The sequence below is a fragment of the Neorhizobium tomejilense genome, from assembly GCF_964254135.1.
GTDB classification, from domain to species: domain Bacteria; phylum Pseudomonadota; class Alphaproteobacteria; order Rhizobiales; family Rhizobiaceae; genus Neorhizobium; species Neorhizobium tomejilense.
The window spans coordinates 2,171,615-2,195,425 of the sequence record NZ_CAXUSO020000001.1 but is presented as its reverse complement, the minus strand read 5'-3'; the positions used below and the strand labels follow the sequence as shown (position 1 = coordinate 2,195,425).

The 23,811-nt window shown below is 61.8% G+C and carries 22 protein-coding genes; 15 read left to right on the top strand and 7 right to left on the bottom strand.

Translation table 11 applies throughout. From position 1 onward, the window contains the following. Positions 1 to 24 precede the first annotated feature (24 nt). Positions 25 to 504, top strand: a complete 480-nt coding sequence (locus tag ACSQ3G_RS11180) for an Lrp/AsnC family transcriptional regulator (protein ID WP_436110080.1) — start codon at positions 25 to 27, stop codon at positions 502 to 504. Here the strand turns inward: ACSQ3G_RS11180 and ACSQ3G_RS11175 are convergent. Beyond that, positions 483 to 977, bottom strand: a complete 495-nt coding sequence (locus tag ACSQ3G_RS11175; RefSeq protein ID WP_436110079.1) for a MarR family winged helix-turn-helix transcriptional regulator — start codon at positions 975 to 977, stop codon at positions 483 to 485. The two genes, ACSQ3G_RS11180 and ACSQ3G_RS11175, sit on opposite strands and share 22 nt — an antisense overlap. Positions 978 to 1,056: 79 nt before the next feature. Here ACSQ3G_RS11175 and hmgA point away from each other — a divergent pair, with 79 nt between their 5' ends. The 3 genes from hmgA to maiA all read left to right on the top strand — a co-directional run bounded on the left by hmgA (position 1,057) and on the right by maiA (position 4,174). After that, positions 1,057 to 2,421 (top strand): homogentisate 1,2-dioxygenase, encoded by a 1,365-nt coding sequence (gene hmgA / locus ACSQ3G_RS11170; RefSeq protein WP_436110078.1) that lies wholly within the window; start codon positions 1,057 to 1,059, stop codon positions 2,419 to 2,421. 86 nt (positions 2,422 to 2,507) lie between these two features. Continuing rightward, on the top strand, positions 2,508 to 3,527 hold the full coding sequence (locus ACSQ3G_RS11165; protein WP_250810385.1) for a fumarylacetoacetate hydrolase family protein: 1,020 nt from the start codon (positions 2,508 to 2,510) through the stop codon (positions 3,525 to 3,527). Further along, positions 3,524 to 4,174, top strand: a complete 651-nt coding sequence (maiA, locus tag ACSQ3G_RS11160; RefSeq protein WP_436110077.1) for a maleylacetoacetate isomerase — start codon at positions 3,524 to 3,526, stop codon at positions 4,172 to 4,174. The genes ACSQ3G_RS11165 and maiA overlap by 4 nt, the downstream gene beginning before the upstream one ends. Here the strand turns inward: maiA and ACSQ3G_RS11155 are convergent. Continuing rightward, complete coding sequence (locus tag ACSQ3G_RS11155) at positions 4,171 to 4,809, bottom strand: TetR/AcrR family transcriptional regulator (RefSeq protein ID WP_436110076.1); 639 nt, start codon at positions 4,807 to 4,809, stop codon at positions 4,171 to 4,173. The two genes, maiA and ACSQ3G_RS11155, sit on opposite strands and share 4 nt — an antisense overlap. A 295-nt stretch (positions 4,810 to 5,104) precedes the next feature. On the opposite strand from ACSQ3G_RS11155, the gene ACSQ3G_RS11150 reads away from it, so the two are divergent. From ACSQ3G_RS11150 to ACSQ3G_RS11130, 5 genes are all read left to right on the top strand, one after another. Next, complete coding sequence (locus ACSQ3G_RS11150; RefSeq protein WP_105415463.1) at positions 5,105 to 5,668, top strand: TRAP transporter small permease; 564 nt, start codon at positions 5,105 to 5,107, stop codon at positions 5,666 to 5,668. A gap of 10 nt (positions 5,669 to 5,678) precedes the next feature. Beyond that, positions 5,679 to 6,959 (top strand): TRAP transporter large permease, encoded by a 1,281-nt coding sequence (locus ACSQ3G_RS11145; RefSeq protein ID WP_436110075.1) that lies wholly within the window; start codon positions 5,679 to 5,681, stop codon positions 6,957 to 6,959. Between the two features lie 74 nt (positions 6,960 to 7,033). Next, positions 7,034 to 8,047: a TRAP transporter substrate-binding protein gene (locus ACSQ3G_RS11140; protein ID WP_436110074.1), complete on the top strand. Its 1,014-nt coding sequence runs from the start codon at positions 7,034 to 7,036 to the stop codon at positions 8,045 to 8,047. 62 nt (positions 8,048 to 8,109) lie between these two features. Continuing rightward, on the top strand, positions 8,110 to 8,970 hold the full coding sequence (locus ACSQ3G_RS11135) for a shikimate dehydrogenase (RefSeq protein ID WP_436110073.1): 861 nt from the start codon (positions 8,110 to 8,112) through the stop codon (positions 8,968 to 8,970). Positions 8,971 to 9,137: 167 nt separating this feature from the next. Next, a complete protein-coding gene (locus tag ACSQ3G_RS11130) occupies positions 9,138 to 10,286 on the top strand; it encodes a M20 family metallopeptidase (protein ID WP_436110072.1) in 1,149 nt (382 codons plus the stop codon). Between the two features lie 6 nt (positions 10,287 to 10,292). Here the strand turns inward: ACSQ3G_RS11130 and ACSQ3G_RS11125 are convergent, their stop codons facing one another. The 5 genes from ACSQ3G_RS11125 to ytfQ all read right to left on the bottom strand — a co-directional run bounded on the left by ACSQ3G_RS11125 (position 10,293) and on the right by ytfQ (position 15,659). After that, the gene (locus ACSQ3G_RS11125) at positions 10,293 to 11,036 is read right to left on the bottom strand and encodes a FadR/GntR family transcriptional regulator (protein WP_105400685.1); all 744 of its coding nucleotides are present in this window, start codon (positions 11,034 to 11,036) and stop codon (positions 10,293 to 10,295) included. Further along, positions 11,037 to 12,023 carry a galactofuranose ABC transporter, permease protein YjfF gene (gene yjfF / locus ACSQ3G_RS11120; protein ID WP_105400686.1) on the bottom strand — a complete coding sequence of 329 codons (987 nt, stop codon included), beginning with the start codon at positions 12,021 to 12,023 and terminating at the stop codon, positions 11,037 to 11,039. Beyond that, positions 12,020 to 13,069 carry an ABC transporter permease gene (locus tag ACSQ3G_RS11115; RefSeq protein WP_436110071.1) on the bottom strand — a complete coding sequence of 350 codons (1,050 nt, stop codon included), beginning with the start codon at positions 13,067 to 13,069 and terminating at the stop codon, positions 12,020 to 12,022. The genes yjfF and ACSQ3G_RS11115 overlap by 4 nt, the downstream gene beginning before the upstream one ends. Continuing rightward, the gene (locus ACSQ3G_RS11110) at positions 13,066 to 14,592 is read right to left on the bottom strand and encodes a sugar ABC transporter ATP-binding protein (RefSeq protein WP_436110070.1); all 1,527 of its coding nucleotides are present in this window, start codon (positions 14,590 to 14,592) and stop codon (positions 13,066 to 13,068) included. Before ACSQ3G_RS11110 ends, ACSQ3G_RS11115 begins: the two co-directional genes overlap by 4 nt. Before the next feature lie 107 nt (positions 14,593 to 14,699). Further along, positions 14,700 to 15,659, bottom strand: coding sequence for a galactofuranose ABC transporter, galactofuranose-binding protein YtfQ (gene ytfQ / locus ACSQ3G_RS11105; RefSeq protein ID WP_046667494.1), 960 nt, complete (start codon positions 15,657 to 15,659; stop codon positions 14,700 to 14,702). A gap of 328 nt (positions 15,660 to 15,987) precedes the next feature. On the opposite strand from ytfQ, the gene araD1 reads away from it, so the two are divergent. The 6 genes from araD1 (at position 15,988) to mmsB (ending at position 23,715) form a co-directional block, all read left to right on the top strand. Then, a complete protein-coding gene (gene araD1 / locus ACSQ3G_RS11100) occupies positions 15,988 to 16,980 on the top strand; it encodes an AraD1 family protein (RefSeq protein WP_436110069.1) in 993 nt (330 codons plus the stop codon). Positions 16,981 to 16,987: 7 nt separating this feature from the next. Further along, positions 16,988 to 17,914 (top strand): Gfo/Idh/MocA family protein, encoded by a 927-nt coding sequence (locus ACSQ3G_RS11095; RefSeq protein WP_436110068.1) that lies wholly within the window; start codon positions 16,988 to 16,990, stop codon positions 17,912 to 17,914. A gap of 2 nt (positions 17,915 to 17,916) precedes the next feature. Continuing rightward, positions 17,917 to 19,761, top strand: coding sequence for an IlvD/Edd family dehydratase (locus ACSQ3G_RS11090; protein WP_105438526.1), 1,845 nt, complete (start codon positions 17,917 to 17,919; stop codon positions 19,759 to 19,761). Between the two features lie 117 nt (positions 19,762 to 19,878). Further along, a complete protein-coding gene (chvE, locus tag ACSQ3G_RS11085; protein ID WP_245282809.1) occupies positions 19,879 to 20,910 on the top strand; it encodes a multiple monosaccharide ABC transporter substrate-binding protein in 1,032 nt (343 codons plus the stop codon). Between the two features lie 55 nt (positions 20,911 to 20,965). Continuing rightward, positions 20,966 to 22,525 (top strand): multiple monosaccharide ABC transporter ATP-binding protein, encoded by a 1,560-nt coding sequence (gene mmsA / locus ACSQ3G_RS11080; RefSeq protein ID WP_436110067.1) that lies wholly within the window; start codon positions 20,966 to 20,968, stop codon positions 22,523 to 22,525. Continuing rightward, entirely contained in the window at positions 22,525 to 23,715 is a 1,191-nt protein-coding gene (mmsB, locus tag ACSQ3G_RS11075) for a multiple monosaccharide ABC transporter permease (RefSeq protein ID WP_105400691.1), read from the top strand. The genes mmsA and mmsB overlap by 1 nt, the downstream gene beginning before the upstream one ends. The last annotated feature ends 96 nt before the right edge of the window (positions 23,716 to 23,811 follow it).

Here is a 23,811-nt window from a genome sequence, read left to right as displayed (position 1 = left end):
CGGATTTGAGGAGTTGCATGCACGATGGACGCGCTGGACGGATATGACCTGAAGATCTTGAACCATCTGCAGACCGACGGGCGGCTGACCAATAACGAATTGTCGGAACTCGTCGCGCTCTCCCCGTCACAATGTTCGCGCCGCCGGGCGCGGCTCGAGGGCGAGGGGTTCATTCAGACCTATCGGGCACATCTCAACCGCCAGAAACTCGGCCTCGACCTCCTGGTCGTGATCGCCGTGACGCTCGCTACCCATAACCGCGACAACGCCAAGCGGTTCGCACGTCTTGTCGAGGACCTGCCGGAAGTGCTGGAGTGTTTCTCGCTGACCGGCGAGATGGACTATCACCTGAAGGTGGTGACACGCGATCTCGCGGGCCTATCCCATTTCGTCAACGACATACTGTTGCCGCATGAGAGCGTGCAGCATGTCAAAACATCGATTGTTCTCAGCGTGTTGAAGGATTTTGGTGGGATTCCGATTCAAAAGCCTGCCAAGGCTTGAATATCGTCCGGCTCCGGCAGGGTTCCTTTGCCCGAGCGGCGGATGACCTGCTCGATTGCCGCTAGACCGGTCGACAAAGCCTCGATGCCGCTCCCGCCGACTTCCGCCTCCAGTTCAGTCTGATAGCGGCGGGCGAGCTCGATCAACTCCCGATAGGCTTGCTGCCCGGCGGGGGTCAGTTCCAGGTGTTCGAGACGCCGGTCCGCTTCGTCCTGACTGCGCTTCAGCCAGCGGCGTTGTTCGAGCGCGAAGACGGCACGGCTGACCTTGGTCTTGTGCATGGAGGAATGCCCGCCGACGGCTTTCGAGGTCATGCGGCCCGAACTGCCGAGTGCCGCAAGCGTGCGCCATTCCGGCCGGGTCAGTCCGTATTTCGCCTTGTAATGCGCGGCGAAGCGCAGGCCGACGAATTCGGCGGCGCGGTTGAGCCTGTAGGGGAGGAACTGTTCGAGTTCGAAACTATCGGTCGTCATGGCGTTGATCGGGCGTTGATGGTTACAAAAATAATGGTTACGTTTGCAACCATATCGTCATCATGGGAGGAAACAAGCCATGCTGGACAAGATCGATCCGAACGCCACGCAGTTTACCGGGGCGAATGCCGAAACGCTCGGCTATATGCCGGGTTTCGGCAACGATTTCGAAACCGAGAGCCTACCCGGCGCATTGCCGCAGGGGCAGAACAGCCCGCAGAGATGCAATTACGGGCTTTATGCGGAACAGCTCTCCGGTTCGCCTTTCACCGCGCCGCGCGGCACCAACGAGCGTTCCTGGCTCTATCGCATCCGACCGAGCGTGCGCCACACCGGCCGGTTCAGGAAGATCGACTATCCACTGTGGAAGACCGCGCCCCACGTTGCCCAACATTCGCTGGCGCTCGGCCAGCTTCGCTGGAGCCCTGTGCCGGCGCCGACGGAACAGCTGAACTTCCTCGAAGGCATCCGCACTATGACGACTGCGGGCGACGCGCTCTCCCAGTCGGGCATGGCGGCGCATGTCTATGTCTTCAACACCGACATGGTGGACGATTATTTCTTCAATGCCGACGGCGAAATGATGATCGTGCCGGAGACGGGGTCGATCCGGGTTTTCACCGAACTTGGCAAGATGGATCTGGAGCCTTCGGAGATCTGCATCATCCCGCGCGGAACCATGTTCAAGGTGACCCGGCTCGGCGAGGAAAAAGTCTGGCGCGGGTATATCTGCGAGAACTACGGCGCCAAGTTCACCCTGCCGGATCGCGGGCCGATCGGCGCCAACTGCCTTGCCAATCCGCGCGATTTCAAGACGCCGGTGGCGGCCTACGAGGACAAGGAGACGCCCTGCCGGGTGCAGGTGAAATGGTGCGGCTCGTTCCATGTCACCGAGATCGGCCATTCGCCGCTCGACGTGGTTGCCTGGCACGGCAATTACGCGCCGTACAAATACGACCTGCGCACCTTTTCGCCGGTCGGCGCCATTCTTTTCGACCACCCCGATCCGTCGATCTTCACGGTTCTGACCGCACCCTCGGGAGAGGAGGGAACGGCCAATGTCGATTTCGTGATTTTCCCGCCGCGCTGGCTGGTGGCGGAGCATACGTTCCGTCCGCCCTGGTATCACCGCAACATCATGAGCGAGTTCATGGGCCTGATCTACGGCCGCTACGATGCCAAGGAGGAGGGCTTCGTGCCAGGCGGCATGAGCCTGCACAACATGATGCTGCCGCACGGGCCGGATTTCACCGGCTTCGAGAAGGCCTCGAACGGCGAGCTGAAACCCGTCAAGCTCGAAAACACCATGGCCTTCATGTTCGAAACCCGTTTCCCGCAGCAGCTCACCAAATTCGCGGCGGATCTGGAGACGTTGCAGGACAATTACGTGGATTGCTGGTCAGGCCTCGAGCGAAAGTTCGACGGTACGCCGGGGATCAAGTGAGGCGGCGCGACATAACGGTTGCCTTCTTGCGCGATCTCCACACATTCTGGGAGCAATACCAACGATAAAACGGGAAACACTCATTCATGAAGCTCGCGACACTGAAGGATTCCACCCGCGACGGCCGCCTGGTCGTCGTCTCGAAAGACCTGACCAAGTGCTCGGAGGTCGGCCATATCGCCCGCACCCTCCAGGCCGCGCTCGACGACTGGGCCTATGTCGGTCCGCGGCTTGAACGGGTCGCGGAGGGTATCGAGACCGGTGCGCAGCCGACCATCCGTTTCCACGAACATGACGCCGCATCGCCGCTGCCGCGTGCCTACCAGTGGGCGGACGGATCGGCTTACGTCAATCACGTCGAGCTGGTGCGCCGGGCGCGCGATGCGGACATGCCGGAGAGCTTCTGGACCGACCCACTGATCTACCAGGGCGGGTCCGACAGTTTCCTCGGGCCTCGCGATCCGATCCTGCTCGAAAACGAAGCCTGGGGCGCCGATATGGAGGGCGAGGTAGCGGTGATACTAGGCGACGTGCCCATGGGGGCGTCCGTGGATGAGGCGCGGGAGGCGATCCGCCTCGTGCTTCTCGTCAACGACGTATCCTTGCGCGGGCTGATCCCATCCGAACTCGCAAAGGGTTTCGGCTTCTTCCAGTCGAAACCGTCCTCCGCTTTTTCTCCGGTCGCGGTCACGCCCGATGAGCTGGGTTCGGCCTGGGATGGCGGCAAGCTTTCCCTGCCGCTCAAGGTCGATCTGAACGGCAAGCCGTTCGGCCGGGCCAATGCCGGCGTCGACATGACCTTCGATTTCCCGCAGCTGATCGCCCATGCGGCAAAGACGCGGCCGCTGATTGCCGGCACGATCATCGGTTCGGGCACGGTCTCCAACAAGCTCGACGGAGGTCCCGGCAAGCCGGTGGCCGATGGCGGAGCCGGTTATTCCTGCATTGCGGAAATCCGCACCATCGAGACGATCAACTTCGGCGTTCCGAAGACGCCTTTCCTGCACTTTGGAGATACGGTGCGGATCGAAATGAAGGACGACAAGGGTCATTCGATCTTCGGTGCGATCGAGCAGACCGTGACGAGATACGAGAAGGCAGGATGAGCGATACGGTCCTCTACGACTACTGGCGGTCCTCGGCGAGTTATCGGCTGAGGATCGCCCTCAACATGGCGGCCGAAACATTCCGCATGGTTCCGGTCGACATCCTCGCCAAGGAGCACAGTTCGCAGGAACATCTCGCCCGCAACCCGCAGGGGCTGGTGCCGGTGGTGGAAATCGACGGCCACAGTTTCACCCAATCGCTGGCGGTGATCGAATATCTCGACGAGACGCGCGGCGGCGCCTTCCTGCCGGGCGATTCCGTCGGGCGGCAGCGGGTGAGGGCGCTTTCCTACGTCATCGCCATGGAAATCCATCCGGTCTGCAACACGCACGTTGTCGGCCATGTTTTATCGCTGACCGGCGGTGGCGACGACGCCCGGCTGGCCTGGATGCAGAAGTTCATCGGGGAAGGGCTTGCTGCCTTCGAGATACTGCTTAATTCCCCTTCGACCGGCACATTCTGTCACGGCGACCGGCCGGGGATGGCGGATATCTGCCTCGTGCCGCAGGTCTACAATGCACGGCGGTGGAGCGTCGATCTTTCGGCCTGCCCGAAACTTGTCGAGATCGCCGACCGCTGCGCCGAACTGAAACCGTTTGCCAACGCCCATCCCGACAGAGCCCTTCCCGACAAGGCGGCTCGCTAAGTCTTCAGGTAGCTGATCACCGCGTCAGCGATCATGTCCTTGTGGCGCTCCATGGTCGCCGGTTCTGAAAGGTCGCGGCGGAAGATCGTTCCGAACGTATAACGGTTGGAGACGCGGAAGAAGCAGAAGGCACTGATCAGCATGTGAATGTCGATCGGATCGGCTTTCCGGGCAAATACACCGGCCGCGACGCCGCGATCAAGGATCGCCGCAATGGTCTCGATGACCGAGACGTTCAGGTCGCGGATCGCCTCGGACCGCAGCATATGTGCGGCGTGGTGGATGTTCTCGATGCTGACCAGCCGGACGAATTCCGGATTGGCCTCGTCATGTTCGAAGGTTGTCGAGATCAGCACCCGCAGCGCCTGTTCCGGAGGCAGGTTGGAAAGCTGCAGGTCCTCTTCCAGCGTGCGGATCTTGCGATAGGCCCGCTCGAGAACGGCGAGATAGAGCCCCTCTTTGCTGCCGAAATAATAATAGATCATCCGCTTCGAGGTGCGGGTCTTCTCCGCGATCGCATCGACGCGGCCGCCGGCAAGGCCATGGGTCGTGAATTCCTCCGTCGCCACATCCAGAATGTCTTCCTGGGTGCGCTGCGGATCGTTTTTCCTGCCGTTTTCGCGTTTCGCCGCCATCCCCGAATCCGCCTTCACCGTTTCGTCCGCCATGCTCACAGAAACAGGCCTTGTGGACAACCGATTGTCCACATCGAATTTTCGCATTTGTTCCAAAGTCATAATGGGCCTGTGTGAGGCTTTCAATAGATGGTGCTTGACATACGCACTAGTTCGTACATTTTATCCGGATTGCCGGTCGATCCCTGAGGAGGCGGTCCCGGCGGAGGTTATCTTGTCAAAGGACCGAGTGGACAGCCGTATCAGCGGTGGCCCTTGTCGACATCCGGTGACGGAAGCCTTGGGAGGACCGGAAGTGACACGAATAATCGATTTCTATTTCTTCGCGCTGAAGGTCGTCATCGCCCTGCTTCTGGCAGGCATGGTGGTGCTTGTCTTCGGCAATGTCGTGCTGCGTTATGCCTTCAACCAAGGGATCACCGTCTCGGAAGAGCTGTCGCGGGTCTTCTTCATCTGGCTGACGTTTCTCGGTGGCGTCGTTGCGATGCGCGAACACGGCCACCTCGGTGTCGATTCGCTTCTGAAGCGGCTGCCGCCGACAAGTGCCAGGATCGCCGTGCTAATGGGGCAGGGGCTGATGCTCGTCGCCACATGGCTGTTGATCAGCGGAAGCTGGACGCAGACGCTGATCAACCTGCCCGCCACCATGCCGGCAACCGGCATTTCGATGGGCTGGTTCTACGGGGCCGGCCTTGCCTTCGGGGTTCCGACCTTCCTCATCATCCTCTGGGACGCCTTCCAGGTGGCCACCGGCCGCATCGATATCGCGACTGCCCAACTGGTGCGCGACAGCGAGGAGGAAGTGGCTCTCGACCATCATCCGGAAGCCGCGGTTGCCGCCGGCGTCACCAAGGTCTGAGGAGAAACCGATGACGCTCACTATTTTCCTCGGCGCCCTTCTCGGCCCCATGGCACTCGGCGTGCCGATCGCCTTTGCGCTCATCCTCAGCGGCGTGGCGCTGATGATGTACATGGACATTTTCGACGCCCAGATCGTCGCACAGAACGTGCTGAACGGCGCCGACAGCTTTCCGCTGATGGCGGTTCCCTTCTTCCTGCTGGCCGGCGAGGTGATGAATACCGGCGGCCTGTCGAAGCGCATCGTCAATCTCGCCATGGCCCTGGTCGGCCACGTGCGCGGCGGTCTCGGCTTCGTGGCGATCTTCGCCGCCTGCGTGTTGTCGAGCCTTTCGGGTTCGGCGGTGGCGGACGCCGCCGCGCTCGGCGCGCTTCTTTATCCGATGATGATCAAATCGGGCCATGATCCGGCGCGGACCGGCGGACTGCTGGCATCGGCTTCGGTCATCGGGCCGATCATCCCGCCTTCGATCGGCTTCATCCTCTATGGCGTCATCGGCGGCGTCTCGATCACCAAGCTCTTCCTCGCCGGCATCGTTCCCGGCCTGCTGATCGCGCTGGCGCTCTGCATCACCTGGCTGATCGTCGCCCGCAAGGAGCAGTTCGAACTGCCTCCGAGACAGAGCCGCGAGGTGCGCGTCAAGGCGCTCGTCGACAGCATCTGGGCGCTGATGCTGCCGGTCATCATCATCGTCGGACTGAAGTTCGGCGTGTTCACGCCGACCGAAGCCGGCGTCGTCGCCGCCGTCTATTCGCTGTTCGTCTCGATGGTCGTTTATCGCGAGCTTGCGCCGTCCGACCTCTTCAACGTCTTCGTGGCGGCAGCGAAGATTACCGCCGTCGTGATGTTCCTGGTCGCCTGTGCTGCGGTTTCGGCCTGGCTGATCACGGTTGCCGACGTGCCGGGCGATCTCGTCGCTCTGCTGGAGCCGCTGATGGACAACCAGACGCTGCTGCTGCTTGCGATCATGGTGCTGATCGTCCTGGTCGGTACCGCGATGGACATGACGCCGACCATTCTGGTGATGACGCCGGTGCTGATGCCGATCATCAAGCAGGCGGGCATCGATCCGGTCTATTTCGGCGTGCTCTTTATCATCAACAACTCGATCGGCCTGATCACGCCACCGGTGGGCACTGTGCTCAACGTCATCTGCGGCGTCTCCAAGCTGTCGATGGAAGACCTGATGAAGGGCGTGATGCCCTTCCTGATCGCCGAACTGATCGTTCTCTTCCTTCTCGTCCTCTTCCCGCAACTGGTGACCGTGCCGGTCGCCTGGTTCGGGCGCTGAGGCCGGGAAGCTTCTGCCAACCTAGTGCATATCAACCGGCCGTGGGGGACCCCGGCCACCAGTGGGAGGAAAGCATGTTCAACAAGATGATGAAACTGGCGCTCGGGATCGCCTTGCCGGTGATGCTGTTTGCCGGCACGGCATCCGCCGAAGTCCGCGCGCATACGCTGAAGTTCGCGGCTGCCAACAACAAGGGCCATCCGCAGGTCACGGGCATGGAAAAATTCGCCGAGATAGTCAAGGCGAAGAGCGGCGGCAAGATCGACGTCAAGCTGTTTCCGGGCGGCGTGCTCGGCGGCGACGTGCAGACCGTCTCCGCGCTGCAGGGCGGCGTGGTCGAGATGCTGGTGCTGAATGCCGGCATCCTGTCGAGCAACGTCAAGGCGTTCGGCGCCGTCGACCTGCCGTTCCTGTTCAACAGCGGGGAAGAAGCGGACAAGGTGATGGACGGCGCCTTCGGCAAGAGCCTTTCCGAAAAGCTGCCGGCGACCGGCCTCGTCGGTCTCGCCTATTGGGAACTCGGCTTCCGTAACCTCACCAATAATCGCCGCGCGGTCACCAAGCTCGAAGATATCAAGGGCCTGAAGATCCGCACGCTGCAGTCGCCGATCCCGATCGAGCTGTTCAACAGCCTCGGCGCCAACGCGGTGCCGCTCCCTTATACGGAACTCTACACCGCGCTTGAAACCGGAACGGTCGACGGCCAGGAAAATCCGTTTGCCAACATCATCAACGCCAAGTTCTACGAAGTGCAGAAGTACCTGACGGTCACCCGTCACCAGTACAATCCGCAGATCGTGCTGGTCAGCAAGAAGTTCTGGGACGGCCTCAACGACGAGGAGAAGGGCATTCTCCAGTCGGCCGCGACCGAAGCCCGCGACTTCCAGCGCAAGGTTTCCCGCGAAGCGGACGCCAAGGCGCTCGACGAGATCAAGAAGACCGGCATGCAGGTCACCGAACTCAACGCCGCCGAAACCCAGAAGATCCGCGATGCCGTGAAGCCGCTGATCGACAAGTTCAGCGCCGATGTGGGGGCCGATACTGTTTCGCTGCTCTTCAAGGAACTGGACGCCGTCCGCAAGAAGTAACATCCGCGCCGGCCCGTCTTCCCGGCGGGCCGGCTCTTCCACCGAAACGAGGCGCGATACCCATGGCCGAGACATTGCTGAAACCCTTGAAGGCCGGGCTGATCGGCGCCGGCATCCAGGCGTCGCTGACGCCGGCCATGCATATGAAGGAAGGCGCAGCCCAAGGCTTTCGCTACGAATATGAGCTGATCGATCTTAATCTGCTCGGCCTGACGCCCAGCAGCCTGCCTGATCTCCTCGATGACGCGGAAGCACGCGGGCTGATTGGCCTCAACATCACGCACCCCTGCAAGCAACTGGTCATTCCCTATCTCGACGACCTCTCCGATGAGGCGAGGGCGCTCGGCGCCGTCAACACGGTGGTGCTGAAGGATGGCAAGCGTTTTGGCCACAATACCGACTGGTGGGGTTTCGCCGAAAGTTTCCGGCGCGGTCTGCCGGGCGCCGATCTGAGCGCGGCGGTTCAGATCGGCGCCGGTGGCGCAGGCGTTGCGACGGCCTACGCGATCCTGTCCCTCGGTCTCAAGACACTCACGGTGTTCGATCGCGAGCCTGATCGGGCCGAGCAGCTTGCCCAAACGATGTCGGTGCTCTTTCCAGACGTCTCGATACAAGCATCATCGGATATCGTTTCGGCGATGCAGGACGTCTCGGGCATCATCCATGCAACGCCGACCGGCATGGCGAAATACCCGGGCCTGCCGCTGCCGCCGGAACTTCTCCAGCCGCATCACTGGGTCGCGGAGATCGTCTATTTCCCGCTAGAGACCGAGCTGCTGAGCGTTGCCAGGCAACGCGGCTGCCAGGTGCTGAACGGCGGCGGCATGGCCGTCTTCCAGGCAGTCGGCGCCTTTCAGCTGTTCACCGGCCGGGAGCCGGATGCCGCCCGCATGCTCCAGCATTTCGAGGCACTGACAGTCTGACGGAAAATCTTCCGGCCCTGCTCGTCACATAGTGCCCATCTGCGGCGCCTGCGATTTTTGCCGGTCATCTCGGCAGTGGGTCTGGCGATCCTGGCTTGGCCGACTATAGTGGCCGGGCCGCACTTCTGCGGCATCATCCCCGCCGAAGAACGCCCAGGGTTATTGCCATGACGCTTGCCATTTCCGCCAAAGACATCGACGACAAGGCTCTTATCGACGAGTTGAAGCAGTGGGTCGAGATCGAGACGCCGACGCCGAATGCTGCGGCTGTCAACATATTGGCGGATCGGGTCGAGGCGATCGGCAAGGCGGCCGATCTGGAGACGGAGCGGGTGCCGGGCACGCTCGGTTTCGGTGACATCCTGGCGATCCGCTCGCCGCGCCCGGCCGGCAGTAACGAAAAGACCGTTTTGATACTGGCGCATCTCGATACCGTGCATGCGGTGGGCGTGATCGACAACCAGTTGCCGCTGCGTCAGGAGGGGGACAAACTCTATGGCCCGGGCATCTACGACATGAAGTCCGGCGCGCTGATGGCGCTCGAGGCGATGAAGCTCGCCGTCAGGCACGGCAGCAGGATGCCGATCGACCTGATTTTCGTGCCCGACGAGGAGATGGGAAGCCTGTCGTCCCGCGCCTTCATGGAAGAGGCGGCGAAGAATGCAGGTTATGCGCTGGTGGTGGAACCCGCCCGCGACGGCGGCAAGATCGTCGTCGCCCGCAAAGGGGTCGCAATGTACGATGTCACTGTGCGGGGGCATGCCTCGCACGCCGGTACAAGGCCACAGGATGGTCGCAGTGCCATTCGCGCCGCCGCCCGGCTGGTTCTGGAGCTTGAGGCGCTCAACGATACCGAACGTGGCGTTACCGTCACGGTCGGCACGATCCAGGGTGGGACGGGCCGCAACACTGTACCGGCGGAATGCCGTCTGCAGGTTGACGTTCGTGTTCCCGACGATGTGATCGCCAGGGAGATCACCGGCAAGATCGAGGCGATGAAGCCTGTCGATCCGGATATCGCCTTTGAAATCGACGGCCAGATGAACCGTCCACCCTTTGCGCAGTCGGATGAAGGCAGGCGCCTTTTCGATGTTGCCGCAGAGATCGCCGACGGTCTTGGCATCGCGCTGGAAGGAATGACGACGGGCGGCGGCTCGGACGGCAATTTCACGGCAGCGCTCGGCGTGCCGACGCTCGACGGGCTCGGTGCAGACGGGGCCGGCGCCCATACGTTCAACGAGCATATCTTCGTCAGCAGCGTTGCGCCGCGCACCGCCCTGCTCGCCAACCTGATGATCTCGCTCGAAGCGAGATAACCTGTCTCAGGCCGGCAGGGTCACTTCGAACGAGTTGGCGATGCGGACCTTGCCGACCTCAATGACGTGCCGCATGGCGGAGATCGCCCTGTCAGGATCACGCGAGGCGACCGCATGGGCGATCCTCAGATGGTTGGTGGCGACCTCGTCGATCTTTTCCGGCGAGGCGGCCGGCGAGGAGAGCTGGAAGGAAATGGCAAGCGCCGCCTCGATGAGTGCGCTCGCCGAGCGCATGAACGGATTGCCCGACATGCGGGCGATGGCGAGGTGGAATTCGAGGTCCACCTTGGCGATGGTTTCCGGGGTATGGGAGAGATCGTCGAATTTCGCGGCGATCGCGTAGAGCGCAACGATGTCGTCGCTGGAGGCGCGCAGCGCTGCTGCTGCTGCCGCTGCCGGTTCCAGCGCCATGCGCATTTCGGCGAGATGCTCGATGAATTCGAAATCCAGCCCGGATTCGAAACGCCAGCCGAGCACGTCCGAGTCGAAGAAGTTCCAGCTGGCCTTGTCGAGCACGCGCGTGCCGACCTTGGCCTTGGCTTCGACCAGCCTTTTGGCGGCGAGCGTCTTCATGGATTCGCGCAACACCGTGCGGGACACGCCGAAACGGGCCGAAAGCTCGGTGTCGCCGGGCAGCAGGGAGCCTTCCGGGATCTTGCCGGAAACGATCCCCCGGCCGAGCTCCGCCACCACATGCGCGTGGTTGCTGCGGCGCTTTCGCCCACTGATCGTCGTTTCCAGAAGTCCCACTCAGATCTCCTTCAGCCGGCTCTCGGCCAGTCGCCGGTTTGAATACCAGATGATTCCGCGCTGCAATACAATGAAGACGAAGAGCAGGATGCCAATGACGATTTTCGTCCACCACGACGACAGCGTGCCGTCGAAGACGATGTAGGTCTGGATCAAGCCCTGGATCAGAATACCGATGAACGTTCCCGCGACCAGGCCGACGCCGCCGGTCAGCAACGTGCCGCCGATGACGACGGCCGCGATCGCGTCGAGTTCGACGCCGACCGTCGCCAGCGAATAACCTGACGAGGTATAGAGTGTGTAGGCAATGCCGGCGAGGCCCGAGAGGAAGCCGGACAGCGCATAGATGCCGACCGTCGTGGAGCCGACCGGGACACCCATCAGCTCGGCCGACTGCTCGCTTCCGCCGATCGCATAGACATTGGCGCCAAAGCGGGTGCGAGCCGCGACGAAGGCGCCGACGACGAACACCAGCAGCATCAGCATGGCAAGCATGGTCAGACGGCCGCCGCCCGGGAAGCGGAAGTAGAAGCCCTGGATCGTGTCGATCATCTCGTGGCTGATCGGCACGGATTCCGTCGAGATCAGGTAGGCAGCACCGCGGGCCAGAAACATGCCCGCGAGAGTGACGACGAAGGGCGGAATGCCGAGATAGCGGATCATCGCTCCCATCAGGCTGCCGAAAAGGGTCGAGATGACCAGGACGGCCGCAAAGGCGATCAGCGGGTGAACGCCGAGGGAGCCGACCAGGACGGCGACGAAAACGCTGGTAAAGGCGATCACCGAGCCGATCGACAGATCGATGCCGCCCGACAGGATGACGAAGGTCATGCCGACCGCGGCGATGCCGAGAAAGGCGTTGTCGGTCAGAAGGTTGCCGATGACGCGCATCGACAGCATGTTCGGAAACTGCAGTACGCAGAGGGCATAGGCGATCACGAAGATGCCGAGCGTGGTGACGAAGGGCAGGTTGCGGGTATGGATCATCGAACCGTTCCTTCCGCCTTGTGGGATGTCTCTCGGGATGCGGTCTCGCCCTTGCGCCGCGAAGCCTTGACGAAGCCGAACAGCGCCATGATCGCCGGCGACTGCAGGGTCAGGACGACGATGATGATGCCGGCCTTGATGATCAGGTTGAATTCCGGTGGGAAACCCGAGACCAGGATGCCCGTGTTGATCGACTGGATGATCAGCGCGCCGATCAGCGATGCGGTGATGGAGAAACGCCCGCCGTTCAGAGACGTGCCGCCTATGACCACGGCGAGAATGGCGTCGAGCTCAAGCCAGAGACCGGCATTGTTTGCATCGGCGCCGCGGATATCTGCGGTGACGATCAGGCCGGCGATGGCGGCGCAGATGCCGGAGATCGCATAGACGAAGAACAGCAGGAAACGGGCGCGCACGCCGGCAAGCGTCGCGGCGCGGCGGTTTATGCCGGTCGCCTCGATCAGGAAGCCGAGTGCGGAGCGGCGCACCAGCAGGCCGATGATCAATGCGGCGCAGACCCAGATAAGGATCGGGATCGGAATGCCGCCGAGCGAACCGGAGCCGAGCGCTGCGAAGCTGTCATTGTTGAAGGTGAGGATGACGCCTTCGGTGATCAGCTGGGCGATGCCGCGGCCGGCCACCATCAGGATCAGCGTGGCGATGATCGGCTGGATGTCGAGCAGGGCGACCAGCACGCCGTTCCACAGGCCGCAGAGGAGGCCGACGCCGAGCGAGATCAGGATCACGACCGGCAGCGGATAATCGTGTGCGATCAGCGTCGCGGCCACCGCGCCGCAGATGGCGATCACGGCGCCGATCGATAGATCGATGCCGCGAGTGGCGATGACCAGCGTCATGCCGATGGTCAGCAGCGCGACGGGGGCGGCGCGCACCAGGATGTCGATCAGGCTGCCGTAGAGCCGGCCGTTCTGGAACGAAACGTTGAGGAAGCCGGGTGCGACTGCCGTGATAAGGGCAAGGATGACCGCAAGCGCGATGATCTGGGGTGCCAGCCGTTTCAGCCGGCGGGTGAAGCGGTCCATCATGCGGCCTCCGTGTGAGCCGGCGCTGCGATCGCCTGCATGATGTTGTCGGCCGTCACTTGGTCGCCCTTGAGCTCGGCGATATGCTTGCGGTCGGAAAGCACGACGACACGGTGGGCGATGGCGGTCAGTTCCTCCAGTTCCGAGGAGATGACCACCAGCGACATGCCATCGGCGCAGAGTTTTTCGATCATTTTCAGGATTTCCGCATGCGCGCCGATATCGATGCCGCGGGTCGGTTCGTCGAGGATCAGCAGACGGGGTCCGGTCGCCAGCCAGCGGGCGAGGATCGCCTTCTGCTGGTTGCCGCCGGAGAGGAATTTCATCTGCCTGTTGGCATCGGCCGGCCGGATATCCAGCGATTTGATGAAGCTTTCGGCAAGGGCTGCCTTCTCCCGCGAGGAGATCGGTTTTGCCCAGCCCTGGCGGGCCTGCACCGCAAGCGCGATATTATCCGCGACGGAAAAATCGCCGATAATTCCGTCCGTCTTGCGTTCTTCCGGGCAGAAGCCGAAGCCGTTGGCAATCGCTGCTTCCGGAGAGGAGAGGGCGACTTGCTGGTTGTCGACGGTCGCAGTGCCGCTGTCGGCACGGTCGATGCCGAACAGCAGGAAGGCGGTCTCGGTGCGGCCGGAACCGAGCAGACCCGCAACGCCGACCACTTCGCCGGGCCGGATATCCAGATCGAAAGGCGCGACGCTGCCGCGCTTGCCGTAGCCTGAGAAGCGGATCGGTGCTTCGGCCGTCGAGGCTATGGTTTCTTCCTGGGCCTGATGCTCGCGGGTGATGTGCTGCAACTCGCGGCCGAGCATCATCGAGATCAGCTCCAGCCGCGGCAGTTCGGCGAGCTTGCGGGTGCCGACGAGCCGGCCGTTGCGCAAGACCGTGACACGGTCGGCGACCGCATAAACCTGGTTGAGGAAATGAGTGATGATGATGATGCCGAGGCCTTCCTCGCGCAGCCGGCGCAGGACGACAAACAACATCTCTACCTCGTGAGCGTCGAGGCTGGCGGTCGGCTCGTCGAGCACCAGGACCTTGCCGGACAAATCGACGGCGCGGGCGATGGCGACAAGCTGGCGGACGGCAACGGAATAGGACGAGAGCAGGGCGTCGACATCGATATCGAGGCCGTAGCGTTCGAGCAATGCTTTGGACCGGCGGCGCATTTCGCGGCGGTCGATCAGGCCGAAACGGCGCGGCTGGCGGCCGAGGAAGAGGTTTTCAGCGACTGTCAGGTTTTCGAGGAGATTGACCTCCTGGTAGACGGTGCCGATGCCGAGGCCTTGCGCCTCCGCGACGCTGGCCGGCGTCACTTCCGCGCCGTCGAGGCGCATGGTGCCGTGATCGCGGCTGTAGACCCCGGTCAGGATCTTGATCAGGGTCGATTTACCGGCGCCGTTTTCGCCGAGCAGCGCATGGATTTCGCCGCGCTCGAGCGTGAAGTCGACGGCGTCGAGCGCTGTGATGCCGAGGAAGGCCTTGCCGATGCCCCGGGCTTCCAAAAGTGAGTTTGTATCCGACATGCCTAAAGTCCCGCGTCTATCGAAGAACCGGAGCGGCGAGATGCACCGCTCCGGTTGCTGAGTTGCCCGGCTCTAAGGGGTATGAGGTGGAGCCGGGCGGCGGGAGGTCAGTAACCGAGACCCTTCTTGGCTTCGTAGACCTTCATCGGGTCATCTTTGGCGGTGTAGAGCTTCGATTCCGTCTGGATCCACTTCGGCGGAGCCTTCTTGTCCTTGAGATAGGCATTGAGGGCTTCGAAGGCGGGGCCGGCCATGTTCGGCGTCAGCTCGACCGTCGCATTGGCTTCGCCCTTGGCCATCGCCTGGAAGATATCCGGCACGGCGTCGATCGAGACGACCTTGATGTCGGTACCGGGCTTCAAGCCGGCTTCCTTGATCGCCTGGATGGCGCCGACGGCCATGTCGTCGTTATGGGCATAGACCGCGCAGATATCCTTGCCGCCGCCTTCAGCCTTGATGAAGCTTTCCATGACTTCCTTGCCCTTGGTGCGGGTGAAGTCGCCGGTCTGCGAGCGGGCAATCTTGATGTTGGAATGGCCCGCGAGCGCCTGTTCGAAACCCTTCTTGCGGTTAATGGCCGGCGAAGAACCGGTGGTGCCCTGAAGTTCCACGACCTTGCAGGTCTTGGAGCCGATTTCCTTGACCAGCCAGTCGCCGGCGACCTTGCCTTCGAACACCTGGTCGGACGTAACGGCCGTCAGGTAGAGGTCCTTCGGTGCGTCGATGTCGCGGTCGAGCAGGATGACCGGGATTTTCTCTTCCTTGGCTTCCTTGAGAACCGCATCCCAGCCGGTGGCGACCACCGGTGCGATGAAGATCGCGTCGACCTTTTGGGCGATGAAGCCACGGATCGCCTTGATCTGGTTTTCCTGCTTCTGCTGCGCATCGGCGAACTTCAGGGTAACGCCGCGTTTTTCGGCTTCCTGCTTGGTGACCGTGGTTTCGGCGGCGCGCCAGCCGGATTCGGATCCGATCTGCGAGAAACCGACTGTAAGGGACGCGGCGGAAACGCCGGATGCCAACGATAGGGTAAGAGCGGCTACAGCTGCCGCGAGAGCTCTTTTCATCCTAAATCCTCCCAGAGATGATAAAGCGAACTGACGGCCCAAGGATTGGCATATAATATTACTTTTTCAAGCGCTATTTTTGAAAAAATTTCAAGAAAGGCGGCATCCTGCCACTTTCGAGGGCAACAATCGATTGAATCCCTGGGATAAATGGCATTCTTAAAAAGATCTGGATTGCCGGAAGCGGTTTTCCTCCTCCTTGACAAGCCCGATGCCAATCCAATAGTCGTATTAATGACTACATCGGGCCTGATGGTTCTGATGGGAGGAGTGGCATGGCGACAGGAGACGTCATGTTGGTATTGGAAGCATTTGGGTGATTAAATCGATGTTGCGGGTTCTTCAGGTCTTGGATGGCGCTGGTGCGTCTATTGTTGTCGCGTGGGATGGCGAAGGTGCTGCCAGGGCGGTGAACGGCGTTTCGTCAACCTATGACCTCGCCCGCCAAGCGATTGCCGCCGGCCAGACATTGGCTCAGCGGATCGAAGCGGCTGGTCTCGGCGATATCGTCGATCTTGAAAAGGCCACGGGCGAGGGGCGCCTTGGCCTGCCGATCACCCATCCGGACCCGGCACATTTCATCGTCGCCGGCACCGGTTTGACGCATCTCGGCTCGGCCGACGGTCGCGACAAGATGCACAAGGCGGCACAGGCGGCGGAAAAGCCGACCGATTCGATGCGCATGTTCCTGATGGGCGTCGAAGGCGGCAAGCCGAAACCCGGCGAGGCCGGCGTGCAGCCGGAATGGTTCTACAAGGGCAACGGCTCGCAGCTTCGCGCCACCGGCAGCGATCTGGTGTCGCCGGCCTTCGCGCTCGATGGCGGCGAGGAACCGGAACTGGCGGGCATCTATCTCATCGGTCCGGACGGTACGCCCTTCCGGCTGGGCTTCTGTCTCGCCAACGAATTTTCCGACCACGTAACCGAGAAGGGCAACTATCTCTGGCTCGCCCATTCCAAGCTGCGCCAAGCGGCACTCGGCGCGGAACTTCTGGTCGGCGACCTGCCGGATCACGTGGAAGGCACGTCACTCGTGCGGCGCGGCGACGAGGTGATCTTCGAAAAGCCGTTCCTCTCGGGCGAGGCGAACATGTCGCACACGATCGCCAACCTCGAACATCATAATTTCAAATACGATATCTTCCGCCAGCCGGGCGATCTGCATGTCCATTTCTTCGGAACGGCGACGCTGTCGTTTTCCGAGGGGATCAAGACGGAGCCGGGCGACGTTTTCGAGATTTCTGCGGCTCCTTTCAAACTGCCGCTCGTCAACCGGCTGACTGTCGCGGCGGATGCGCCCGTGACGATCAAGAAGCTCTGAGGCGGCCATGGCTCCCATCCGCGTCGCCATCGTCGGGCTTGGAAAGATCGCAAGGGATCAGCATCTCGGCGCGATCGAAGCAACCGACGGCATCGAACTCGTGGCCGTCGCCAGCCGTCACGCCAAGCTCGACGACATCGCCTGTTTCCATGAGATCGGCGATCTGCTCGCTTCGGACGTCAAGTTCGACGCTGTTTCTCTCTGTACGCCGCCCGTCGGGCGCTTCGAGCAGGCAAAGGCGGCACTCGATGCCGGCAAGCATGTGATGCTCGAAAAGCCGCCGGGTGCGACGCTTTCGGAAGTCTACGCGCTGGAAAAGCTCGCCAAGGAAAAAGGCGTCTCGCTGTTTTCGACTTGGCATTCGCGCGCCGCTGCGGCTGTCGAGCCGGCGCGGGCGCTGCTTGCCAAACGCAGGATTCGCAGCGTTGCGGTGGAGTGGAAGGAAGATGTCCGCCATTGGCATCCCGGTCAGGCCTGGATCTGGGAGCCGGGTGGCCTCGGCGTCTTCGATCCCGGCATCAACGCGCTGTCGATCGTCACGCGCATCCTGCCGGAAAGCTTTCACCTCACCCGTTCCGAACTGACCTTCCCGGGCAACCGGGCGGCCCCGATCGCGGCAAGCCTTTCTTTCGAGACCGATGGCGGAGTTCCGGTCTCGGCCGAGTTCGACTGGCGCCAGACCGGGCCACAGACCTGGGATATCCGCGTCGAGACCGACGAGGGGCCGATCGTTCTGACCCATGGCGGCAGCCGCCTTTTCGTCGATGGCAAAAGCGCGATCGTCGAGGAAGACAAGGAATACCGCAATCTCTATCGTGATTTCGTGACGCTGGTGGCAGAAAGCCGCAGCGATACCGATTTCTCGCCGCTGGTGCATGTCGCCGATGCCTTTATGCTGGGCCGGCGCATTCAAACAGACGTATTTGAGGACTGATGATGACCAATTCGGAAAACGTAACTTCGAACGAGATCGCTGAAACCGACAAGGGGCGCCAGGCGGCCAGAAAGCTCCGCTCTCGCGCGTGGTTCGACAACCCGTCGAATGTGGACATGACGGCGCTCTATCTCGAGCGCTACATGAATTTCGGTCTCAGCCAGGCTGAACTGCAGTCCGACCGGCCGATCATCGGCATCGCCCAGACGGGCTCCGATCTTTCGCCTTGCAATCGGCATCATCTGGAATTGGCGCATCGTCTGCGCGAGGGTATCCGCGAGGCAGGCGGCATCGCCATCGAGTTCCCGGTCCATCCCATCCAGGAAACGGGCAAGCGCCCGACCGCCGGCCTTGACCGCAACCTTGCCTATCTCGGCCTTGTGGAAGTGCTTTACGGTTATCCGCTCGATGGCGTCGTGCTGACGATCGGCTGCGACAAGACCACGCCGGCCTGTCTGATGGCGGCGGCCACCGTCAACATTCCGGCGATCGCGCTGTCGGTCGGTCCGATGCTGAACGGCTGGTTCCGTGGCGAGCGCACCGGCTCCGGCACCATCGTCTGGAAGGCTCGCGAGCTGCTGGCCAAGGGCGAGATCGACTATGCGGGCTTCGTAAAGCTCGTCGCCTCCTCGGCGCCGTCCACCGGTTATTGCAACACGATGGGCACGGCGACGACGATGAATTCGCTCGCGGAAGCGCTCGGCATGCAGCTTCCGGGCTCTGCCGCGATCCCGGCGCCCTATCGCGACCGGCAGGAGGTCTCCTATCTGACCGGCCTTCGCATCGTCGAAATGGTCAAGGAAGACCTGAAGCCTTCCGAGATCCTGACCAAGGAAGCCTTCATCAACGCCATCCGCGTCAATTCGGCGATCGGCGGTTCGACCAACGCGCCGATCCATCTGAACGCGCTTGCCCGTCATATCGGCGTGGAGCTCACCGTCGACGACTGGCAGACCTACGGCGAGGAAGTGCCGCTGCTCGTCAACCTGCAGCCGGCCGGCGAATATCTCGGTGAGGACTATTATCATGCAGGCGGCGTGCCTGCAGTCGTCAACCAGCTGATGACCCAGGGCCTCATCCATGAGGACGCCATGACGGTCAACGGCAAGACGATCGGCGAGAACTGCCGTGGCGCCATCATCGAAGACGAGAAGGTCATCCGCCGCTACGACGAGCCTTTGAAGGCCCATGCCGGCTTCCGGGTGCTGCGCGGCAACCTCTTCTCTTCGGCGATCATGAAGACCAGCGTCATCTCGCCGGAATTCCGTCAGCGTTATCTCTCCAACCCGAACGATCCGGAAGCCTTCGAAGGCAGGGCGGTCGTGTTCGACGGGCCGGAAGATTATCATCACCGGATCGACGATCCGTCGCTCGAAATCGACGCGCATACGGTCCTGTTCATGCGCGGCGCCGGCCCGATCGGGTATCCGGGCGCTGCCGAAGTCGTCAACATGCGCGCGCCGGACTATCTCCTGAAGCAGGGCATCTCGTCGCTCGCCTGCATCGGCGACGGCCGCCAGTCGGGAACGTCGGGCAGCCCGTCGATCCTCAATGCCTCGCCGGAAGCAGCAGCCGGTGGTGGTCTCGCCATCCTGCGGACCGGCGACCGTGTGCGCATCGATGTTGGTCGCGGCACCGCGGACATCCTGATTTCCGACGAGGAGATGGCGGAGCGCCGCAAGGCACTCGAAGCGGCGGGGGGCTACCAGTACCCGAAGCATCAGACGCCCTGGCAGGAAATCCAGCGCAACTATGTCGGACAGCTCGAAACCGGCGCAGTGCTGGAGCCGGCCGTCAAATACCAGCGGATTGCCCAGACCAACGGCATCCCGCGCGACAATCACTGACCGTTTCGGTCCCCAGGGTGGCGGGGACCGCCCTTAGACAAGATTGGCGGCTCGAAGGGAGCCGCTCCAAAGGAGGAGTAATCCATGCGAATGTTCAAATATCTCGCGACCGCGGCCATGTTGGCCGGTCTGGTCGTCGCGGCTCCGGCCAGCGCACAGGAAAAGGGTCTCGTCGGCGTCGCCATGCCGACCAAGTCTTCCGCCCGCTGGATCGCGGACGGCGACAACATGGTCAAGGTCCTGAAAGAGCGCGGTTACAAGACCGACCTTCAGTACGCTGAAGACGATATCCCGAACCAGCTCGCGCAGATCGAAAACATGATCACCAAGGGCGCCAAGGTTCTCGTCATCGCCTCGATCGACGGCACGACGCTTTCCGACGTGCTGCAGCAGGCCGCCGACCAGAAGATCAAGGTCATCGCCTATGACCGCCTGATCCGCGATACCCCGAACGTCAGCTACTACGCCACCTTCGACAATTTCCAGGTCGGCGTTCAGCAGGCTACTTCGCTGGTGAAGGGCCTCAAGGCCGACACTGAAAAGGGCCCGTTCAACATCGAACTCTTCGGCGGTTCGCCGGACGACAATAACGCCTTCTTCTTCTACAACGGCGCAATGAGCGTGCTTCAGCCGCTGATCGACAAGGGCGTGCTGAAGGTCGGCAGCGGCCAGGTCGGCATGGACAAGGTCGCGACGCTGCGCTGGGACCCGGCAACCGCCCAGTCCCGCATGGACGCAATCCTTTCGTCGACCTATTCCGGCAAGAAGCTGGACGGCGTTCTGTCTCCCTATGACGGCATCTCGATCGGTATCCTGTCGTCGCTGAAGGGCGTCGGTTACGGTTCCGGCGGTCAGGCGATGCCGATCGTTACCGGCCAGGACGCAGAAGTCCCGTCCGTCAAGTCGATCATTGCCGGCGAGCAGTCTTCGACGATCTTCAAGGACACGCGCGATCTTGCCAAGGTCACCGTCGACATGGTCGATGCTGCGATGAGCGGCAAGGAGCCTGTTGTCAACGACACCAAGACCTATGACAACGGCAAGAAGGTCGTTCCGTCATACCTCCTGAAGCCGGTCGTGGTTGACAAGACCAACTGGAAGCAGGTTCTGGTGGATGGCGGTTACTACAAAGAATCGCAGCTTAAGTAAGCCTTTTAATCCGCGCGGTGGTATTCTGCCGCGCGGACCTTTTTTCGGAGTGATCATGCTCGATCCCGTTCAGCTTGCCGACAAGCCACCCATCCTCGAGATGCGGGCGATTTCGAAGAGCTTTGGCGCCGTAAAGGCGCTTTCCGATGTCAGCTTCGCCGTTCAGGAGGGTGAGATCCATGCCCTCGTCGGTGAAAACGGCGCTGGCAAATCAACCCTCATGAAAGTGCTTTCCGGCGTTTATCCGCACGGTTCCTACGAGGGTTCCATCTTTTTCGGGGGTGAGGAGCGGCATTTCCGCGACATCAACGATTCCGAAAAGCTCGGCATCATCATCATCCATCAGGAACTGGCACTCATTCCGTTGATGTCGATCGCGGAAAACATCTTCCTGACCAATCCGCCGGCGAGCCGCGGGGTGATCGACCGGAGCGAACGGCACAAGCGCACCCAGGCACTGCTTGCGAAGGTGGGGCTTACAGAACAGCCGGACACGCTGATCACCAATATCGGCGTCGGCAAGCAGCAGCTGGTCGAAATCGCCAAAGCGCTGTCCAAGGACGTGCGGCTGCTGATCCTCGACGAGCCGACCGCGTCGCTCAACGAGACCGACAGTGCCGCGCTTTTGGAACTGCTCAAGGAATTCCGTCGCAACGGCATTACCTCGATCATGATCTCGCACAAGCTCAACGAGATTTCCGAGGTCGCCGACCGCATCACGGTGCTGCGCGACGGCCGCACCGTCGGCACGCTGGACTGCCATGCCGGTCCCGTCGACGAAGACGAGATCGTGCGACGCATGGTCGACCGCGACCTGGAAAGCCGCTATCCGAAGCGCGAACCAAAGATCGGCGACGTTATCTTCGAAGTCGAGAACTGGTCCGCCTATCATCCGATGCACTCGGACCGGCAGGTGGTGAAGAACGTCTCGCTGAAGGTGCGGTCAGGCGAGGTCGTGGGCATTTCCGGCCTGATGGGCGCCGGGCGCACCGAATTCGCCATGAGCCTGTTTGGCCGGTCCTGGGGGCGCCACGTCACCGGCACCGCCAAGCTGCACGGCAAGGAACTCGACCTTTCCGACGTCCACAAGGCGATCAAGGCCGGCCTTGCCTATGTGACCGAGGACCGCAAGCAGCTCGGGCTGGTTCTCTCGGAGGATATCCGCAAGAACGTCTCGCTCGCCAATCTCGGCGGCGTTTCTTCCCGCGGCGTCATCGACGACATCGCAGAGATGAAAGTGGCGCAGGAATTCCGTGGCCGGATGCGCATCCGCAGCCACAACGTCTATCAGGAGACCGGCAAGCTATCCGGCGGCAACCAGCAGAAGGTGGTATTGTCGAAATGGCTGTTCACCGGTCCCGACGTGCTCATTCTCGATGAGCCGACGCGCGGTATCGATGTCGGCGCGAAATATGAAATCTACACAATCATCAACGAACTCGCCGATGCGGGCAAGGCGGTGATCGTCATCTCGTCGGAAATGCCTGAGCTGATCGGCATCTGCGACCGTATCGTGGTGATGCACGAAGGTGCGTTTGTCGGCGAAGTGGCCGGCGAGGAAGCCACGCAGGAAAATATCATGCGCGCCATCATGCGGCGCAAAGGGAGAGAATAATGAGTACTCCGCAGGAAACGATATCGGCGCCTCAGAGCGTGGGCGGTTTTCTGAAGGACAATCTGCGCGATTTCGGCATGCTGATCTCGCTGGTCGTGATCGTCATCTTCTTCCAGATCGCCACGGACGGCGTGCTCCTGAGGCCGCTCAACGTCACCAACATCGTGTTGCAGAACTCCTATATCGTCATCATGGCACTTGGCATGCTGATGGTGATCGTCACCGGCCATATCGACCTGTCGGTCGGTTCGGTCGCGGGCTTCATCGGCGGTTTTGCCGGGTTGCTGATGGTTCAGTGGGGCCTGAATTTCGCCGTCGTCATCGTCATCAGCCTTGCCGTCGGCGGCTTGATCGGGGCGACTCAGGGCTATTTCGTCGCCTATTTCAAGATACCGTCCTTCATCGTCACACTGGCAGGCATGCTGGTCTTCCGCGGACTGATGATCGCCATCCTCGGGAGCCAGGCAATCGGTCCTTTCCCGCCGATTTTCCAGAAGCTTTCGTCCGGTTACGTCGTCGAGCTGATCTCGTCGACCGGCGGCCTCTACATCACCTCGTTCCTGCTCGGGCTGGTGCTTGCGGTCATCCTCATCGTGCAGAATTTCGCAAGCCGCAAGCGGCGCGTTTCGCATGGCGTCGAGACGGAGCCGTTCGGCTTCTTCGTGGCCAAGAACCTGCTGATTCTGGCGGGCGTCGGTTACATCGCCTTCCTGATCTCGTCGCATCGCGGCATGCCGAACGTGCTGATCATCATGGCGGTGCTGATCGCAGCCTATAGCTTCCTCACCACCCGCACGGTGATCGGCAGGCAGATCTATGCGGTCGGCGGCAACGCCCGCGCAGCCGAGCTTTCCGGCATCAAGACGACGCGGCTGGTGTTCCTCACCTTCGTGAACATGGGCGTGCTTGCGGCTCTCGGTGGCCTCGTCGTCGCCGCACGACTGAACAGCGCTACGCCGAAGGCCGGTACCGGCTTCGAACTGGACGTCATCGCGGCCTGCTTCATTGGTGGCGCATCCGCCTATGGCGGCGTCGGCAAGGTGACGGGCGCTGTCATCGGCGCCTTCCTGATGGGCGTGATGAACAACGGCATGTCGATCCTCGGCATCGGTATCGACTACCAGCAGGTGATCAAGGGCCTGGTTCTGCTCGGCGCCGTCTGCGTCGACGTCTACAACCAGCGCCGCTGAGGCTTAGACCTTACTTCAAGATTGCCAGAAGAAACTAGAAAGCCCGGATGCGTCAGACGCCTCCGGGCTTTTTTGCGGTTGGCCCTGTAAACCGCG